We start from the raw sequence: 20,170 nt of genomic DNA, 5'->3' as shown, positions 1-20,170 counted from the left end.
GATTACGCACTATTCCTGTGATATGATGCATACTTAAACATACAATTTTTCTGTTGAGCATTTCAATTATTCACTTATGTTTCGGTGAAATAAACTCCGTTTTTCACAGCCTGACGTAGGCGAAAGCAGTCAGAAAATCTGAGAATTCACAACCATAAAGCTAAATCAACAGAAAAATTTAGTAAATTTAGAATATTAAATTAAAAAAAGATGGCACAAATCATAACTATAGAATTCCCTGACTCTTTAGCAAACTCAATGAGAATGAGTAAAAGTGAATTTGGAAGAGAAATTAAAATTTCTGGTCTTGTAAAGCTTTTCGAATTGGGAAAAATTTCATCTGGAACTGCCTCAAAAGTTTTACAATTGTCGAGAATTGAGTTTTTGGAGTTATTAGCAAAATATAGTGTTGGATTTTTGAATGTTGAAGATTTAAATGAAGATTTTCAAAATGCTTAAAGTTGTTTCGAATACCATACCTGTTATTTCCCTTTTAAAAATTGGTAAACTCCAAATTTTTAAAGAATTGTATGGCGAAATTATTATTCCTCAAGAAGTGTTAAATGAAATTGAAGCAGGGAAAAACAAAGAATAATATACTGATTTGTCCAAAATTGAATGGATTAAAATCGACAAAATAAGTAATGAAAAGTCTTTGTCATATTTTTTAGATTTAGATAAAGGAGAAGCTGAAGCTATTGTTTTGGCTACTGAAAGAGAAGCTGACTTAATTATTCTTGATGAATCTTTAGGAAGATTTCACGCTAAACATACTGGAATAAAAGTTACGGGGACAATTGGAATTCTTCTAAAAGCTAAACAACTCGGATATATATCAGAACTAAAACCTTTGCTTTTTGAATTAAGAACAAAAAACGTATGGTTAAGTGATAGTTTTATTGAAAATGCGCTGAAACTTGCTAACGAAAAATAGACCTGGTAAATCTGCCGTCGCCTAACAGCTAAGGTTTCGTTGGGCTTGCAAAGCCAACACCTGAGCGATAGGAACGGACGTACTAATGAAACCGCGGTTGAACCCTTCGGCTATCACTCAGGACAAGCTCACCGCTCTATTTCCGCCACTATGGGGATATCGATAAACAAGTTTAGGTTATTTAAGAGGACAAAGCGCCCTCTTTTTTTTTGAGCCGTAAATAGACTGGTTTCATTGTGTTTTCTTTCACATCATCGCATACGTTGCCCTACCACAAACTAGTTTTTGCAGGCAGGTGATTTTTGGCTACCGCCAAGATAGCAAACAGGCGGACCTCAATGGTCGAACAGTAGAATGGTGTGCAATTTGCACATTTTACGATATTGACACTTTCTGATTTTCGATTGTTTGGCTACTTTTATTTGGGGCTGTAGTTGTAGAGGATAAGAATTACTAATAACTAAAAAGTATTCTAATACATTATAAATACTAATATTATCTTTCAAAATTTGGTTATTTTGAAAGGGATTGTTCTTCGGGACAGTCCCTTTTTTTTGTCATTAATAAAATTACCGACAAAGACATTTAAAAAACGGATACATACATAACCTTGTTTTAAACTAATTATATTTGGTTCGAATACTATTATACCTTTAACCAAATTTTCCGAATCAATGAAAATTAAGTTCCCGTTGTTTTTACTAGTGCTAGTAGGGTTGATACAAGGATCTTCCTTAAGCGCAAAAGAAGTTTCTACCGCTCCTCCCAAAGAAATTTTGAGTATTGAAACAGGCTACACGATTACAAAAGTGTGTACGGCACTCAACAATAAAAAGTCATTTGTATTCGCTAGAAGTTAAGAAGTGGTACGGTAATTTAAATAAAAAACAAACTAACAAACTAAAAATAAACATGAAAAATCTAACACTAATACTACTATTTCTAACAACTTTTGTTGGAATGGCACAAGATCGTTTAACAGACAATGAAAATCGGTTTTACACCAATAAAATACCGAATAAAACAACAGAACTTAAATTGACAGGTAGGAAAGACGGGACAGATAGCGAATTGCTGAATTCAAAAATAGCTGCTTTGTCCAAAGCTGGTGGTGGAATTATTCAAATCAAAAAAGGAACTTATTACCTTATTGATATAATACTGCAATCAAACATTCATATCAAAATCGATAAAGACGTGATGATTGAACCTTATTTCGATAAAAATGCAAAAAAAGCAGCTTCAAATATCTTTGAAGTTGGTAAAGAGTTTTTGGTCGAAAATGTAGCCATTACCAATACTGATGAAGATAACGAAAACCAATCGACTTGGTTCTCTGTCAATTTTCCAAAGGGAGATTATAGAATGAAAATCATTACGGGTTGTAACGTGCGTAATTTTAAATTTTCTGGCTTTAAAATAACAGATTCTTATACTCCTTTTTCATGTATTGCTTTGAATCTGCCAGATAGCAAAGATCGTAACGAAGTGGCTTTTGGTGGAATAGTAAAAAATATTTTGCTAACCAATAGTCATGTTGGATATGGAGTAATTCAAATTCAAGCCGGGAAATCTATTTTGTGTAAAAATTTAGAAGGCATTGGTGGAGTGACCATGCGTGTAGAGACAGGAAGTGGTGAAACAGGCAAGGAGAATGTACTAACAGTTGACGATATTGTTGGACGAAATATTAAAGTTAAAAATGGTGATGCTGCTTTCAACGTTTCGCCGCATAGAGTCGATCAAGGTCGTGTTGATGTTGAGGGAATTACAGCAATAAATTCTTCTTTTGCAGTGCAAATCGCCGCAGGTTTCAAGGATAGAAAAGAAACAGGAGTAGATAATATAGGAACTTTTGATAGTCGTTCGTACATAGGAGATATCACGGTTACTGGCGGAAAAGGAGCACAGGTAAAATCGAAGGATTTTATCTATTTTGATTGCAAAGAGCGCACAGAAATGGAAACAAAATGCCAGAATCCTGATTTTGAGAGTACGCCTGGACGTTCTATTGGTGTGGTAAGAACTAATGCAACTTTGGCGAGTGGTTGTAAAGAGGGTAGTGATGGTGGATGTTACGAAGTGGTTATTGGAAAAATCACCAAAACTAATCCTGATTTTTTAATGCCTGAAAATTTCACTTATAAAAACATGGCAGTAAACGGTTGTGATAAAACACCAGCCAAAAGAAGCGATGATTGTTTAGAAAACCCAAAAAAAGAGTCTAGCAAAAAACAATGGGAGCCGAAGGAAGGGAAAGGTAAAAAAGGAAAGAAAAAGGGCAATAATTAGCTGGTTATTTTTTTCGCACTTCTTCTAACAACTTAAAAAAATAAATAAAATGAATAACTTTAGTACAAAGAAATCCTTCAAACTAGTATTGTTTTTATTACTGGCAAATTTCACAGTAGTTATGGGGCAGGCGCCGCTCATTCCTTATGTTTTTACAGGTACAGTAAACGTTGCGTTTACACGAACCTTAGCGCCTGCAACCAATGTTGATAGCGATAGTACGGCTGCATTGCAAGCGCTTATAAACGAAGTTTCAGCAAATATTGGTGGTGGGACTGTACTTGTGTCTGCGGGTACTTACAGGTTTAAAAATATTTATTTAAAATCAAATGTTTTTCTGTTATTTGATAAAGCGGCCATCATAAAACCTTTTTTCTCCAATGGTAATAAAAGTCAATCCATGACTATCTTTAATGTTGGTAATAGTTATGATGACGGAACATTAGATGTTGTTCTGAATGTAAAAGTAGGATGTACTAACTGTGGTACAGACGAAAAAGTTACCATTGATGCTGACGGTGCGCTAGGTAATTATAAAGCATTTGGAATAGCACAAGTTCAAGATTTTTCAATTTCGAAATTTTTGATTTTGGACAATGCAACCAAAATTGCAGGCATAACCTTTTCTCCAAGTTTTAAAGGGTTTTATTCCATCGAACTCTATACCAATAGTGGTACTCAGGTTTTTAATGCTGATGGTAGCCCAGCCATGCATAACATACCCACAGGGGTTAGTTGGTCACCACTTAATGGTGAAATGAAAGATTTAGAAATCCAGAATGCACATCCCGGTTATGGATTAGTACAAGCACAATCTTGTAGAAATATTTCGTTTAAGAACTGTACAGCTCAAGGAGGTTCGACCTTGCGATTAGAAACAGGCGCTACAATTGCACTTTTGCCATCCAATATTGATGCCGATTTAGGAGTTGTAAATGATATCTATGCTGAAGGTATAACGTCTATTAATGGGCGAAATGCAATGCTATTTCAACCACATTCAAGAATAAATGGTAGAGTAGTGGCAAAAAATATTCGTTCAATAGGTTCTGCTTTTGCGGTATATGCTCCAACTGGATTTTTGGATGCTGATATAGGTAAAAATTTGTTAGATGCTGACCCCAATTATATAGAAGGGTATTACAAAGACATTACTATAGATGATGTTGTTGCTACATACAGCAGTACTACTGCACAACTAGAAAGTGATTTTCAGTTTTATCCGCAGGTGTATAGAAACCAAAGTCCGTTAAATAGTTTACCTCTTTTTAATAATGACCCCAAATTAAAAGTAGGTCCTTCTATTGCCGTAATCGGCCACCGTTCTGTAGATAATGTGGCACAACAAAAGCAATTCGAAAACGGGAGTATAGTGGCAACAGGTACAAGAAGTGATCCTATGGGTGGAAAGTTTTACATGAAAATGACCAACATAAGTGGAATAGGATTTACAGACCCTGCCGCCGCATGTAGTGCAATGCTACATAGTGCAGAAGGATATCCTTCCATGCTTTTTGGTGACGATTTTAGTTTTGGTTTTAATTATGACTGCTCCAATTTGGGTACAGATAGTTTTGAACTAGGTAATAAAATTACTGTAGTGCCAAATCCTGCAACAACAACCGTAACCGTGACTGCACCAATTGATAGTAAAATTAATATTTACAATACTCTTGGGGCTTTATTGAAGTCGGTACAGAGTAATAATTTGCAATCCAAAATAAATGTATCCGACTTAAGTGCTGGAATCTACTTTGTCGAAATCTCGTTGGCAGGAGAAAGAACGGTTAGAAAGCTTATTGTAGAATAATCTTTTGGATTTATGATTTTATAAAAATCGAAAACAAAGCAAATTGTAGCTAAAAATAATACCAATAATGCGTTTTGTACGAATCTAAAAATGGCTGTGATGTTAAAATTCACGGCCATTTCTAGTTTTTAGCAGGCATGCCACAACCACTAAAATATTTGGGAAAAAAAAATAATTTTCTTAAAAATGGTGCCAAAATGCTCATAATCTGCACATTTTTTACTCACAGAGACAGTAGATAAACTCACAAAGAATACCTTAGAGAACTATTACTTTAAATTTGTGATGTAAAATAGTAGCGCAACGTCTAGAATTTAACAGTAATAAAGTGTACTAAAAATTATAAGTTAAATACAACTCAATCTTGGGTAAATAGGAAGAGAATAGTAGGTTGGTTATGAATTAGCTTGCGTTCACTTTTTATTTTAATTCGAAAATAATAAAAAGGTAATTATAATGAAAAAACAAATTAACATCCTTCGTTTTGCGATCCTGCTCTCATGTGTAGCGCTAGTGATGACTTCTTGTGGCGAAAAGAAAGAAGATAAGGAAGATTCAGCATCCAAGAAACCAAACATCATCCTTTTTGTGGCTGATGATCACGGTATAGATGCACTTGGTTGTTACGGAAATCCTGTAATCAAAACTCCAAACTTAGACCAATTGGCTGCTGAGGGAACTCGTTTTACCAATGCCTATTGTACAAGTGCAAGTTGTGCTGCAAGTCGTTCGGTGATACTTACAGGTAAATTTGGTCACGCTACCGGATCCTATGGACACGTACATGATTATCATCACTTTAGTACCTATGATACCATCAAATCATTACCCGTTTTATTAGAAAAAGCAGGTTATGCAACGGCTAGAATTGGTAAATACCATGTAGCTCCTGAGTCGGTTTATCATTTTCAAACAGTGTTAGAAGCTGATCCAAGAAGTACTTTTGAAATGGCAGAAAAATGTGCAGACGTTTTAAACTCTGACAAACCCTTTTTCTTGTATTTCTGTACAGATGATCCGCACCGTGGTGGACCTTTTCGTCCTGTAGATTGGAAAACGCCAAACAGTTTTGGAAACAAAGCCGATGGTTATCCAGGGGTAAAAACAGTAGTTTACGATCCTAAAGACGTTTTAGTACCCGATTTTATGCCAGATACCCAACAAAGTAGAGAGGAAATTGCGCAGTACTACCAAAGTATTTCTAGAATCGATCAAGGTTTTGGAAAATTAATGGCCATGTTAAAAGAAACTGGAAAAGATAAAAACACGATTGTAATCTATATTTCAGACAACGGAATGGCATTTCCAGGAGCTAAAACAACAGTGTATGAGCCCGGAATTAAATTGCCTTGTATCATCAAAGATCCTTTCGAATCTAAAAAAGGTTCTGTGAACAATGCAATGATTTCATGGGTAGATATGACGCCAACTATTCTACAAATGGCGGGAGTAGATGCTGGAAAAAATAAATTCCACGGTCGTTCTTTCGAAAAAATTATTGGCGAAGAAAATCCAAAAGGTTGGGACGAAATTAATGCTTCTCACACCTTTCACGAGATCACCATGTATTACCCAATGCGTGTAGTACGTAAAGGAGATTACAAGTTGATTTGGAATATTGCCTATCCGTTAGAATATCCATTTGCATCAGATTTATGGGATTCGTCAACTTGGCAAGCGGTGTACAGAAATAAAGCGCAGTTTTATGGAAAACGTAAAATTCAAGACTTTTTACACCACCCACAATTTGAATTATTCGACTTGAAAAAGGATCCAAATGAGAGTGTCAATTTGGCTACTGATAATAAATTTCTACCCGTTTTGAATGACATGAAAACGAGACTTCGAGAATTTCAAAAAAACACCCAAGATCCATGGATTATCATGTGGGGTGACCACGACAACAGTTTTCAAGGAACGGGAGTACATTTATAATTTTTAGTAGTTTCTGAGTTCCTGAGCTACTAAGCTACTAAGATTAAATACAAAACTCAGATTCTTAGTCTCGAATTGTCGGGATAGAAACTGAACAATACCAATACTATTTATATAATAGTCCTACTGTCAGTTCGAGCGAAGTCAAGAACGACACATTGCATCTCGACTGCGCCCGATCTGACAAAATTACATTGCACTATATTGTATAGACAATTGGTATAGCAACACGCAATAGATTACTATAATTTTAAAAAATAAATAATGAATCAATTCTTTTTAAAAATAATGGCAGCCGCAGTGCTGTTGGTATCTTTTCAATCGACTGCAAAATCAGTGATTAACATTAAACATCAAGAAGGTGATATGACACCAATAGTTCGAAAAGCTATAGAAGATAATACCGATAAAGATGTTTCAATTGTATTCGAAAAAGGAAAGTATCTTTTTCTACCTGACTATGCCGTAGATAAATACAGTTACATTACCAATCACGGTAACGGACTCAAAAAGATCATTTTTTTATTAGAAGGATATGATTCGGTTGCGATCGAAGGGAATGGGTCTGAATTTATTTTTCATGGTCAAGTAGCTCCTTTTCAAATTGAAAATTGCAAGAAAGTAACCGCCAAAAACTTTACGATTGACTGGGATATTCCGTTTTTATTCCAATCTGAAGTAATGACTGTAAATCAAAAAGAAGGTTGGATTGAAGTGAAACCTTTTACAAAAGGATATTCATGGACATTAAACAGAGACCAACTTTCGTTTCCTGATATTGACGGATTTTCATTTTTCGAATTAGGAAGTACATTGGAATTTGATCCAAAGCTCAAAAGAGTGGCGTACGGAGCATTGGATATGTCTGTAGGTCCTCGTTATGTAGAGAAAAAACAAAACGGAATCATTAGAATATATGATAAATTCAGAAATTATCCTTCTGTAGGGAATGTGTTAAATTCGAAAGGTGAAAGCGAGCAAAATCGTTATGCACCAGCTTTTCAAACGAAGAATTCTCAAAATATTCTTTATGAAGGAATCACCATTCACCATGCTTTAGGAATGGGTTTTTTATTCGAAAGATCTGAAGAAATTGTAATCTCAAAATGTGGCATTTTTGTCCGTCCAGGTTCAGATAGAGTAGTTTCTACAATTGCAGATGCAACACACTTTAGCAACTGTAAAGGAAATATTTTGATCGAAAACTGTAAATTTCAACACATGCTAGACGACGGTACAAACGTCCATGGTACTTATGTAGAAATCAATAAAATTGTTGATTCCAAAACGGTAGTGGTCGAATTAAAACATTTTGAGCAGTTAGGATTTGAATTTGCTGGAATAGGGGACGAAATGTGGTTCATTCAACAGCCAAGTCCTGATAGAGTTGCCGTAAACAAAGTCGCTAAAGTGCTTACGGTTAACGATCGTTTCATTCAAATTACTTTCGAAAACAACCTTCCTTCAAATTTAAAGCTAGGAGATAATTTAGAAAATAAAACGTGGAATCCTGTATTTACGATGCGTGGTTGTACGATTAATGACCACCGAGCGCGTAATGTGATTATCAAAACGCCATTGAAAATTATTATCGAAAACAATAACTTCTCTTCGATGATGTCTGCCATTCAGTTACGTGGTGATAACTATTACTGGTTTGAGTCTGGTGCAGTAGAAGATGTTAGTATTCGAAACAATCATTTCGTTCATTGTGCTTACGGTGGAGCTGAATCGGCTATTTTGTATGTAACACCAAGACTAGGAAAAGACTTTGACGATAAAGCTTTTTTTGACCGTAATATTACTTTCGAAAACAATACTATAGAAACTTTTGGTAGTCGCATAATTTGGGCAGATCGTGTGGATGGATTGAAAATCACCGGAAACACCATTATTCAAACGAAGGAAGCAGTAGATTTATACCCAAATTCTCCAATGTTTGATTTGATCAATTGCAATAACGTAGCTATTTCAAAAAATACCTATAAAGGAGAAAATAAAAACATCTTAAATGCTGATGAAACTTCTAAGAAAAATCTAAAAGTAAAAGGAAATAAAGGGTTTTAAATTATAGCGATTGTTTAATTCGGCTGTCAGTTTCAGTATTTATAGAGAAATGAACTGGACTACAAAAACAGAAGAATAAAAAGCGAACTAATTGCTACAATAATTGCAAGTCTAGCGAAAATATGTTGAGGCGCAACTTCCAACACCAAACCCTGATAAAGGTCTTACCAAAGTGGAGAAAATTAGGCATTTTTAGAGCGGTTAAAACAAAAAGAACATAAGTTACAAAAGGAGCTCGATGAACAATCGGGCTCCTTTTATTTTATAATACCAAAAATCTGTTCAATATAGTCCAATCATTTTTTGTCTCATCGAGCGTAGTCGAGATGTACAAGGGGTTCTCGACTACGCTCGAACTGACAAATCAGACTATTTTATAAAAGTAATTGGTACAACTATAATTTTAGGCAAATGAACTGTCAGATACAATTTATGTATTGGTAGCTTTATTCTTTAGAATATTTAAAGTGAAATTTACTTTTCTAAATTTAAAATAAATAACAAAATAGATAGCGTGTTAATATCACCAAGTAAAAGTGTAGGAGTAATTATAGCTGCAGCATTATTGAGTTTGTCGTGTAATGGTAGTAAAAAGTCAACTGCATCCATAGCAGCAAAACCAAATGTAATCTACATTTTGGCCGATGATTTGGGTAGTCCGTTGACGCAAGGTTTTGACCATTTTTATGGATTTACCGATCAAGTATTGGCACACAATTATTATCCAGAGTATTTATGGAGTCAGGATAAAAAAGTAAAAAGTTTATAATGAAAAAAGGAATCATACTTATTGCCAGTTGTTTGTTCTGGATAGTGGGACAGACACAAAAAATAAATTTCAACGACCAGTGGCGTTTCATCCAGAAAGACATTGTTGGTGGTGAAGTTTCAAGCTATAACGACCAATCATGGCGAAAACTAAACCTTCCGCACGACTGGAGTATTGAGGGGGAGTACGACGAAAAAAATCCGATGGGAGATAAATGTGGGTACTTGCCAGCAGGAATTGGTTGGTACCGCAAAACCATTTCTGTTCCCAAAGAATGGAAAGGAAAGCAGATCGAAATTATTTTTGATGGCGTTTTTATGAATAGTACGGTCTATGCCAATGGTGTGAAACTAGGTGTTCGACCTTTTGGTTGGATAACTTTTGGCTATGATATTAGTGAACAAGTTCGTACTTCCAATACCATCACCTTTGCGGTGCGCGTGGACAATGACCAGCAACCATCCGCACGTTGGTACACCGGTAGCGGAATCTACGCAAACACCTGGATTGATATTCGCGACAATATTCATGTAGTAAACGATGGTGTTTTTGTTCGAACAGAAGGAAATAAAATCAAAATCGATACAGAAATTAAAAATTCGACTACCAAGAAGGCAAAAGTGATATTGAAAACGACTTTCTTGGATGCCAATGGTAAATCGGTACAAAAGATCGAAAGCAAATTAAAGTTACATTCGAATGGGACACAAAAAGTAGCGCAACAAACACATATAGATAATCCGTCATTGTGGTCAATTGAAACACCGACTTTATACAAAGCGGTAAGCGAAATTTATGAGGGTAAAAAACTGGTAGATCGTTTCGAAACCCGTTTTGGAATCCGAGATATAAAATGGATTCCCGAAACAGGAATGTGGATTAACGGAAAAAACGTGAAAATTCAAGGAGTTTGCAACCATCAAGATGCTGGAGCTTTGGGAGCTGCCGTTCCAGATAAAATTTTGCGTTTTCGAATTCAGCAATTAAAAGATATGGGTGTAAATACCATCCGAACGGCTCACAATCCGCAAACGCCACAGTTTTATGCTATGTGTGACGAAATAGGAATGATGGTCATGGACGAAATTTTTGACGGCTGGGAGCAAAAAGCAACTCATGATTATGGGGAGCAAGCTTTTGCAAAATGGTGGAAAAAAGATTTGACAGACTGGATTCGTCGCGATCACAATCATCCTTCAATTGTGATTTATAGTGTTGGTAACGAAACGCATGGCGATGTTGGAAAGGATTTGGTAGCAGAATGTCATGTAAACGATCCAACGCGACCAGTAACTTCTGGCCATTCGGGTTCTGAGTTTATGGATGTTTTTGGGGTAAATGGAAGCAGTGAAAAAATGGGATGGTTTGATACTTTACCCAAAGACCGTGTTTTTATCGCCACCGAAAATACACATACGTGGCAAGTACGAGGGTATTATCGAACGAAAACTTGGTATCGTGATGGTTATCCCAACACAAAACAACAACCGTACGAAATTCCGGATTTGACCGAGAAAGAGGTTTTTACCCACGATTGGATCGAAGAAGCGAATCGTAAGTTTAGAAAACAAATATTCAATTCAAGTTATGATAATGCTACGGTTCGATTGACGTCGCGTCACAATATTGCACAGATACGGGACATTCCCAATTACGCAGGCTCTTTCCGTTGGACAGGACACGACTACTTTGGCGAAGCGGGTTATGTACATGGTGGATGGCCTTTTAAATCCTTTATGGGTGGTGCAATTGATATGGCTAATTTCGAAAAAGATTTATTTTATTTGTACCAAAGCCAGTGGACAACTAAACCCATGGTTCATATTTTACCACATTGGACACATCCAAAAATGAAATTAGGAATGGAGATTCCGGTTTGGGTGTACTCTAATTGTGATACAGTCGAATTGTTTTTTGACGGAGTTTCGTTAGGGAAAATCAATCCAGGAACCGAGTGGGACAAAATGCAATGCCAGTGGATGGTGCCTTACCAACCAGGAGCACTAAAAGCAGTGGGCTACAAAAACGGACGAATCGTAAGTCAAGAAACTATTCGCACCGCGGATACACCTTCCGAAAATAGATTGTCAATTGATGGAGAGCCATTATCGAAATCAGGAAACGACATCGTGCAAGTACGTATTACGGCAACAGATGCGAAGGGCGAAATGTATCCGTATGGTGAAAATAGAACCTATTTTACGGTATTAGGAGCAGGAAAAATAAGAGCCTTAGACAATGGAAGTCCGGTAGATGTTGAAAAACATTTTGAAGCTTCTAATCGCATCGCTTTTTACGGGCTCACACGTGCATATGTAGAAACAACTAAGGAGACAGGAGCTGTTACGCTTGTAGCCTCGGCAATTTTGGGCGAAAAGAAATTGATTACCTCTAATTTGGTTTCAATTGACACTCAAGTTTTGGCATTGCGTGGAACAACTCCAAAACTAGCGATAGCAACTTATTACACTACGGATGGAACAACGCCAACCGTACAGTCGCAAAAATACAGCGCACCATTTGCTGTGACATTAGGAACAACAGTCAAAGCACTGGTATTGATTGATGGAAAACCAAGCGAAATTTTAAGCGAGCGTTTTGCAGAAGACGAAGGTTTTGTATGGAACGATAACCCGACCAACACCAAAGTGATTGGTGATCAAGCGGAACAAGCAAAATTTACGGGTGTATCAATTGTCACAAAAGGAGCCGATTTCAACGGAACTGGTTATTTACTTTTTGATAAAAAGCAATCTGGTGCGGTAGAATGGTGCCAAGAAAATGATGGGGGAGAAGCCAAAGCCGAAATATGGATTCGTTACAGTGCCAAAGTGGAAGGTAAAACAGCAAGTGCTATAAAACTCACCGTAAACGGAAAAGTACTGAATGAAAAACTTGAATTACCCAACACCAAAAACCTAGGCTCTGATTGGAATATCGTAAAAGTCAAAATCAAATTGGGTCGTGGTGCCAACAACTACAAAATCGAACCTGCTGATGGCTCGACTTTCGCCATTGATGAGATTGTGATTAAGTAATAGTTTGGATTAATTTATAAAAGAAAAAAGAACTGCAGCCCTGATGATTTTGGGGTTGGAGTTCTTTTTTTTGTTTTAGCAGAGGATTTATTAGTATCTGTATTCTGATTTTTACTTTTCAAAAATCAAATCATATATCCCACCACAGTTCGCGTGAGGGATTGTAGCGACATCCTTTTTGGGCCCGATTTTTTTCGGGGCCAAAAAGATATAGCGAAAAGCCCGGCCCGTAGTCCCGAAACTTCGGGATAACGAAGGGACACGCCCAAAGTATTATTCTCCTGTTAACAATTTGTAATAATAGCTCTAAAAACCCCTGAAAAACGTAATTATATTGAATGTAATGTTTTTGTAAGGTCGTATTATTGGTATTTCGGTGATTTTTTAAGAAAATTGCAGTAAATACGAACCTGTAAATACAATTGATTTACTCCTCACTATAAAAATGGGTGAGTGAGTGATTAACTTTACAAGAACCAAAACCAAAACTATTACAAAATTATGGAACGCAGAAAGTTTTTTCAAACCGGAGTAAAGGGAGCGATAGCAGCAAGTTTTTTGCCATTATTTGGTGATATCAGCGCGACTCCTATTAAAGAAGAAGACATACATTTATTTGATTTGGATGAATCTAATAAAAAAATAAAACGCCCTAACAAAAAGAAAAAAACCATGAGCTACGATGTCGTGGTGGTTGGTGCAGGAATGGCAGGAATATCGGCAGCGGTGGCAGCTGCAAGAACGGGTGCGAAAACGGTATTGGTACAAGACAGACCTGTTTTGGGCGGAAATGCGTCGAGTGAAGTTCGTGTGACTGTAAATGGGGTTCAAGGTTTACAAAATAAGTTTAAAGTAGACCGAGAAACGGGAATCATTGAGGAGATCATGATCGAAAATTTATATTACAACTCACAAGAATCCTATCATGTATGGGATCATGTTTTGTATGATTTTGTCATTCGTCAGCCCAATTTGACTTTGATGTTGAACACACAGGCGGTAGACGTAGAAATGAGTGGTGACAAAATCAAAAAAGTAATTTGTTGGCAATTAACCAGCGAAACAGAATATACCTTGGAAGGAAAAATGTTCTGCGATTGCTCTGGCGACGGATTGATGGCGGCAATGGCTGGAGCAGAGTTCCGTACGGGACGTGAAGGCAAAGCAGAGTTTGGTGAATCTTTCGCACCAGACCAACCAGACAATTGGGTAATGGGAGATTGCATTATGATGAGTACAAAAGATATGGGAAAACCAGTGCCTTTTTATCCGCCATCTTATATGTTGCCATTTGATTCCAAAAAGGCTTTCAAAGATAAACATCGAAAAATAAAGAATGTCAAAGAAGGCTATTGGTGGATTGAAGTCGGCAGTAATATCGATATTATAGATACTCGCGAAGAGAATCGTCATAAATTGATGGGGTATTTTTATGGAGTTTGGGATCATATCAAGAATTCGGGAGATTTTCCAGAATCCAAAAATATTGCTTTGGATTGGGTAGGTTCTTTACCGGGGCGTAGAGAATCACGTCGTTTTATGGGTGACTATATCTTAAATCAAAAAGATTTGGAGGAGTACAAACATTTTCCGGACGCAGTCGCTTTTGGAGGTTGGTCTTTGGACGAGCATTGTCCGGGTGGAATTGAGAATTTGGATGAACCAGCGAGTTTCTTTCATTCGAATTTTAAACAAATATATGAAGTACCTTTTAGAAGTTTGTATTCGAAAAATATTTCCAATTTGTTGTTTGCAGGTCGTAATGTAAGTGTCAGTCATATGGCGTTGTCATCCACTCGTATCATTAGTACCTGTGCTATGATGGGGCAGGCGGTAGGAACGGCTTCTGTACTTTGTATCAATAAAGAAATAACCCCTCGGAAATTAGCAACCAATCATATTACCGAATTACAAGAACAATTGTTACGGGATGATTCTTATTTCCCCAATCGTCCTGCGAATGATTTGAATGATTGGGCAAAGAAAGCGAGTTTGATTTTTGCCTCTTCGACTACTTCTGGTGATGCCAAACTGTTATTGGATGGCGTGGGTAGAGACGAAGTGGAAAAAATTCACCACTGGCAGTCTGACGGATTGAATGCCGAATTGCAATTAGAATGGGATAATCCGATTAAATTAACAAAAGTCGAAATGAAGTTTGATACCAATTTGCAGCGTCGTATTATGATGCATAAAAATCCAGATAAAGCGACAGAATTAGGTCAGGTTTCAGGTGTTCCGCCAGAGTTAATTAAAAACTTTTCCGTTGAAGCTCGTGTGAGCGGAAAATGGGTAGAAGTAGCGAAAGTAACTAATAACAAAACCCGTTTGGTGAAAACTAGTTTCCCAGAGATTACTACGACTGCAGTTCGTTTAAAATTAGCAGATACTCATGGTGCCAAAAACGTAAAGATGTTTGAGATTCGTTGTTATTCTTAATGCTAATAAAGAAAAAAATACGTACTTGTAGTCGCAAATCAAAATAGTTCTAATAACATAATAATATGATAAGTTTTCTAATTAGTATTCTGATTTTGGTGGCGGGCTACTTTATCTACGGCAATTATGTCGAAAGAAAGTTTGGTGCCGACTCTAGTCGAGTAACTCCAGCGATTAGTAAGGAAGACGGCGTAGATTTTGTTCCGCTGCAGTTGGGGAAAATCTTTTTAATTCAGTTTTTGAACATTGCGGGATTGGGACCAATTTTTGGAGCCATTGCGGGAGCTTTATGGGGACCAGTTGCGTTTTTATGGATCGTTTTTGGATGTATTTTTGCGGGTTCAGTTCATGATTATTTGTCCGGAATGCTATCAGTACGACATGGTGGCGATTCGATTCCCGAGATAGTAGGCGTGTATTTAGGGAAGTCGGTTAAGCAATTTATGCGTGTGTTTGCAGTACTTTTATTGATTTTAGTAGGAGTTGTTTTTGTTGTTGGACCCGCCACAATTTTACAAGAGTTAACAGGTACAGATACTTCAATTCTTATTGTCATTATCTTTATTTATTATTTGCTTGCGACCATCTTACCAATCGACAAATTAATCGGGAAAATATACCCCTTGTTTGGATTATCATTATTAATCATGGCGGTGGGTTTGTTTGGTGCTTTATTATTCGAAGGTTACACAATTCCCGAAATAACAGTTGATACTTTCAGAAACATGCATAACAACCCTGTTGATTATCCATTGTTTCCATTATTGTTTATTACGATAGCATGTGGTGCGATTTCTGGTTTTCATGCAACGCAGTCGCCTATGATGGCACGTTGCATCACCAATGAGGCACACGGGAAAAAAGTATTTTTCGGCGCCATGATTACCGAGGGAATTGTAGCCTTAATTTGGGCTGCTGTGGCGATGGCTTTTTTTGGAGGTGTAAAAGAATTGGGAGCAACTATGGCCGAGGAAGGTCATAATGCTGCTTGGGTAGTGAATATTATTTGCAATACCATGCTTGGAAAAGTGGGTGGTATTCTGGCAATTTTTGGAGTGGTGGCAGCACCAATAACCTCGGGTGATACTGCGTTTAGAAGCGCTCGATTAACCATTGCTGATTCATTAAAATTAGATCAAAAAAAATTAAGCCAACGATTGATGGTTTCGATTCCGATTTTTGCCATTGCTATTGCATTGACCGAAATAGATTTTGCGATTATTTGGAGGTATTTTGGTTGGTCCAATCAGGTGCTGGCAACGGTCGTACTTTGGGCAGCTGCAGTTTATATTAAAAAAGAAGGAAAGACCGCTTGGTTTGTGTTAGCTCCAGCAGCTTTTATGACTGCAGTTGTGGTAACCTATATTTTGGTAGCTCCCGAAGGGTTCAAATTGGATTACACTTTATCATATTGTAGTGGAATTGTAGTTGCAGTGCTTTTATCAGTTTGGTTTGTTCTTTCGAAAAATAAATGACAGTATAGTTATAAAGTTGGATTTCGTGGAAGTGAAATGCAGACAAGAATTTCACGAATTAACACGAAGTTAGATTCTACAAGATAACACGAATGCTAATCACATAAATAAAAATTCATACAATATATAAATAACTATTAATTCGTGACAATTCGTGAAATTCGTGGAAAAAAAACACCTTATTTTAGTTCTATGTGCAAAAGTTTAGACACAAATTACACGAATTAACACAAAGCTAGATTCTAGAAGATAACACGAATGCTAATCACATAAATAAAAATTCATACAATTTATAAATAACTACTAATTCGTGACAATTCGTGAAATTCGTGGCAAAAAAACAAACACCTTATTTTAGTTCTATCCGCAAAAGTTTAGACACAAATTACACAAATTACACAAATTACACAAATTACACAAATTAGCACGGAGCTAGATTCTACAAGATTACACGAATCTATTCACTTAAATAAAAATTCATGCAGTTTATAAATAACTGCTAATTCGTGACAATCCGTGAAATTCGTGGCAAAAAAACAAACACCTTATTTTAGTTCTATCCGCAAAAGTTTAGACACAAATTACACGAATTAGCACGGAGCTAGATTCTACAAGATTACACGAATTCTATTCACTTAAATAAAAATTCATACAATTTATAAATAACTACTAATTCGTGACAATTCGTGAAATTCGTGGCAAAAAAACAAACACCTTATTTTAGTTCTATCCGCAAAAGTTTAGACACAAATTACACGAATTAGCACGAAGCTAGATTCTACAAGATAACACGAATTCTATTCACTTAAATAAAAATTAGTGCAATTTATAAATAACTACTAATTCGTGACAATTAGTGAAATTCGTGGCAAAAACACACACACCTTATTTTAGTTCTATGTGCAGTAGTTTAGACACAAATTACACGAATTAGCACAAAGCTAGATTCTAAAAGATAACACGAATTCTATTCACTTAAATAAAAATTCATGTAATTTATAAATAACTGCTAATTCGTGACAATTCGTGAAATTCGTGGCAAAAAGTCGTGTAATAATTTCTAAATTACTGTTAGTACAGGTGGAGCTGTTTTAAGAATAATCTAAATTTTGTTTTAGCAAATAACTTTTTAATAAGGGGTAAAATGGTATTTAAATAAGATAGAAAAGAATGCTTTTCTTGATATTATATTATTTTACTTTGTATCTAGGCTTTAGCTTATATGAATGATTATGAAAATAAATACGAGTACTTTTATCGTAAAGAGAAACTTAACTGTAAAAAAAAATATTCTAGAAGACATTTGATAAACCCTTGCAGACAAATATTTATGTCAAAATCCTTTATTTTGGTACTCTGAAACTAAAATAAAAACAAAACTAATTGCAGGAATATCTAAGAACGTTTTTGCAGGACTTCGTTGGGTCTTCGTATGAAGACTCAATGTTTTGTTGATAAGGTGCAAATAAATGATGTAAGCACTAAGTCATTGTTTTCGAAAAGAAAGTAGAAGGTTAAACCTTTTTTTATGAACACGGTCTTACTAACGATGATGCAGCAGTAATTTTCAGTGAATAGTAGTACTGAAAAACATTTGTAGTGCTATAATAATCATATGGTTTCTTATATAAAGTGTTTATGGTGTATCATTGTTCATAGTATTTGTACTAAAAGTATTTTGCAGGAAAAACAAATTAAATTACTAAACTAAATTATTTAAAATGATGACTAAGACAATTAGTACTATGAAATTACCTATAGCTGTAATGGCTGTTTTTGCCTTTGTTGGCTGTGGAAGTACACCAAAAAAACAGAGCGAGAGCGTTGTACAGGCAAAACCAAATATCATATTTATCTATGCTGATGATTTAGGTTATGGTGATTTGGCAGTTTATGGCGGTACAGGAATTAAAACACCAAATATTGATAAATTGGCCAATGGCGGAATGCTTTTTACTAGCGGTTACGCAACATCGGCTACGTGTACACCTAGTAGATACGGGTTGTTAACGGGTACGTACCCATGGCGCAATTCAGATGCGAAGATTCTTCCAGGAACAGCTCCTTTGTTAATTGATACAGCACAAATGACGATTCCGAAAATGCTTAGATCAGAAGGATATGATACTGGAATTGTTGGAAAATGGCATTTAGGTCTTGGTACCGGTGACACAGATTGGAACAAGCACATTAGTCCTGGTCCAAATGAAGTAGGTTTTGATTACAGCTTCATTATGGCTGCTACTCAGGATAGAGTACCTACGGTTTTTATCCGTAACGGAGATGTTGTGGGCTTAGATCCAAAAGATCCAATTGAAGTAGATTACAAAAATAATTTTCCTGGAGAACCAACGGCGATTTCGAACCCAGAAATGTTGAAGATGAAATGGCATCATGGTCACAATCAAAGTATTGTAAATGGGATTCCGAGAATTGGGTACATGAAAGGTGGTACAGCCGCAAAATGGCATGATGAAGATATGGCAGATACCTTTTTGGACGAAGCTAAAAATTATATAAATGGGCACAAAAATAAGCCTTTCTTTATGTACTATGCATTACAACAACCACACGTACCACGTACACCAAGTCCAAGATTTGTTGGAGCATCTGGTTTAGGGCCAAGAGGAGATGTAATTGTTGAGGCAGACTGGTGTGTTGGTGAATTAATGAAAAAATTGGAAGAAGACGGTTTGTTAGAAAATACTTTGATAGTTTTTTCTAGCGATAACGGTCCTGTTTTAAATGATGGTTATTATGACGATGCAGTAGAAAAACTTGGAACTCATAAACCTGCTGGTCCATTAAGAGGTGGGAAGTACAGTTTGCTAGATGGTGGAACAAGAGTTCCTTTTTTAACCTATTGGAAAGGGCATATCAAACCAGGAACATCTGATGCTGTTGTGTGCCAAATGGATTTACTAGCTTCATTGGCAGCAATGGTAGGTAGTAAAGAAACTAAATTGGCTGATAGTCAGAATGTAATGAACACATTGCTAGGAAAAAGTGCGGTAGGTAGAAAAGCATTGGTTTTAGAGGCAAATTCAAAAACTTTACTTAGAAAAGGTGATTGGATTATGATTCCTCCGTACAAAGGTGCTGCTAAAATGAATACTGAAGTTAATATAGAAATGGGGCCATCTGATGACTACCAATTATACAATACTAAAAAAGATATCGGTCAGCAAAACAATGTTGCAAAGCAATTTCCGGATAAACTAAAGGAGATGAAAGAAACATTTGAAAAACTAAGAGGTACCGATTACCAAAATGTACAAGAATTGAAATTGCAATAAAAAGAATAAAAGAATAAAAAAGGATTGATAAGCAACTCTCTACAAGTGTACTACTTATAGAGAGTTGCTTTTTTTATAGCATTCTGAGGCTGTGATTTGAGTCGTAATCAGTTTG

The 20,170-nt window shown here is 36.2% G+C and carries 11 protein-coding genes and 1 pseudogene; all 12 read left to right on the top strand.

Annotated features, from left to right (window positions below):
- The first annotated feature begins 210 nt into the window (after positions 1-210).
- The 12 genes and pseudogenes from FFWV33_RS18050 (at position 211) to FFWV33_RS17995 (ending at position 20,055) form a co-directional block, all read left to right on the top strand.
- Positions 211-459 carry a UPF0175 family protein gene (locus FFWV33_RS18050; protein WP_108742189.1) on the top strand — a complete coding sequence of 83 codons (249 nt, stop codon included), beginning with the start codon at positions 211-213 and terminating at the stop codon, positions 457-459.
- A pseudogene (locus tag FFWV33_RS18045) lies at positions 437-934 on the top strand (PIN domain-containing protein). Before FFWV33_RS18050 ends, FFWV33_RS18045 begins: the two are co-directional and overlap by 23 nt.
- Before the next feature lie 674 nt (positions 935-1,608).
- Positions 1,609-1,794 carry a hypothetical protein gene (locus tag FFWV33_RS19355; protein ID WP_159086076.1) on the top strand — a complete coding sequence of 62 codons (186 nt, stop codon included), beginning with the start codon at positions 1,609-1,611 and terminating at the stop codon, positions 1,792-1,794.
- Between the two features lie 52 nt (positions 1,795-1,846).
- On the top strand, positions 1,847-3,226 hold the full coding sequence (locus tag FFWV33_RS18035; RefSeq protein ID WP_159086075.1) for a glycoside hydrolase family protein: 1,380 nt from the start codon (positions 1,847-1,849) through the stop codon (positions 3,224-3,226).
- Positions 3,227-3,275: 49 nt separating this feature from the next.
- Positions 3,276-5,036: a T9SS type A sorting domain-containing protein gene (locus FFWV33_RS18030; protein ID WP_108742185.1), complete on the top strand. Its 1,761-nt coding sequence runs from the start codon at positions 3,276-3,278 to the stop codon at positions 5,034-5,036.
- A gap of 456 nt (positions 5,037-5,492) precedes the next feature.
- Positions 5,493-6,971: a sulfatase family protein gene (locus FFWV33_RS18025; protein WP_245891578.1), complete on the top strand. Its 1,479-nt coding sequence runs from the start codon at positions 5,493-5,495 to the stop codon at positions 6,969-6,971.
- Between the two features lie 264 nt (positions 6,972-7,235).
- Entirely contained in the window at positions 7,236-9,038 is a 1,803-nt protein-coding gene (locus FFWV33_RS18020; RefSeq protein WP_108742183.1) for a right-handed parallel beta-helix repeat-containing protein, read from the top strand.
- A 514-nt stretch (positions 9,039-9,552) separates the two neighbouring features.
- Complete coding sequence (locus FFWV33_RS18015; protein ID WP_108742182.1) at positions 9,553-9,807, top strand: hypothetical protein; 255 nt, start codon at positions 9,553-9,555, stop codon at positions 9,805-9,807.
- Complete coding sequence (locus tag FFWV33_RS18010; protein ID WP_108742181.1) at positions 9,807-12,845, top strand: glycoside hydrolase family 2 TIM barrel-domain containing protein; 3,039 nt, start codon at positions 9,807-9,809, stop codon at positions 12,843-12,845. Before FFWV33_RS18015 ends, FFWV33_RS18010 begins: the two co-directional genes overlap by 1 nt.
- A 501-nt stretch (positions 12,846-13,346) precedes the next feature.
- Entirely contained in the window at positions 13,347-15,284 is a 1,938-nt protein-coding gene (locus FFWV33_RS18005) for an FAD-dependent oxidoreductase (RefSeq protein ID WP_108742180.1), read from the top strand.
- Between the two features lie 65 nt (positions 15,285-15,349).
- The gene (locus tag FFWV33_RS18000) at positions 15,350-16,759 is read left to right on the top strand and encodes a carbon starvation CstA family protein (protein WP_108742179.1); all 1,410 of its coding nucleotides are present in this window, start codon (positions 15,350-15,352) and stop codon (positions 16,757-16,759) included.
- A 1,745-nt stretch (positions 16,760-18,504) separates the two neighbouring features.
- Positions 18,505-20,055, top strand: coding sequence for a sulfatase family protein (locus FFWV33_RS17995; RefSeq protein WP_108742178.1), 1,551 nt, complete (start codon positions 18,505-18,507; stop codon positions 20,053-20,055).
- The last annotated feature ends 115 nt before the right edge of the window (positions 20,056-20,170 follow it).

Origin of the sequence: Flavobacterium faecale (assembly GCF_003076455.1) — a bacterium.
GTDB classification, from domain to species: domain Bacteria; phylum Bacteroidota; class Bacteroidia; order Flavobacteriales; family Flavobacteriaceae; genus Flavobacterium; species Flavobacterium faecale.
This window is presented reverse-complemented; position numbering and strand designations above follow the sequence as displayed.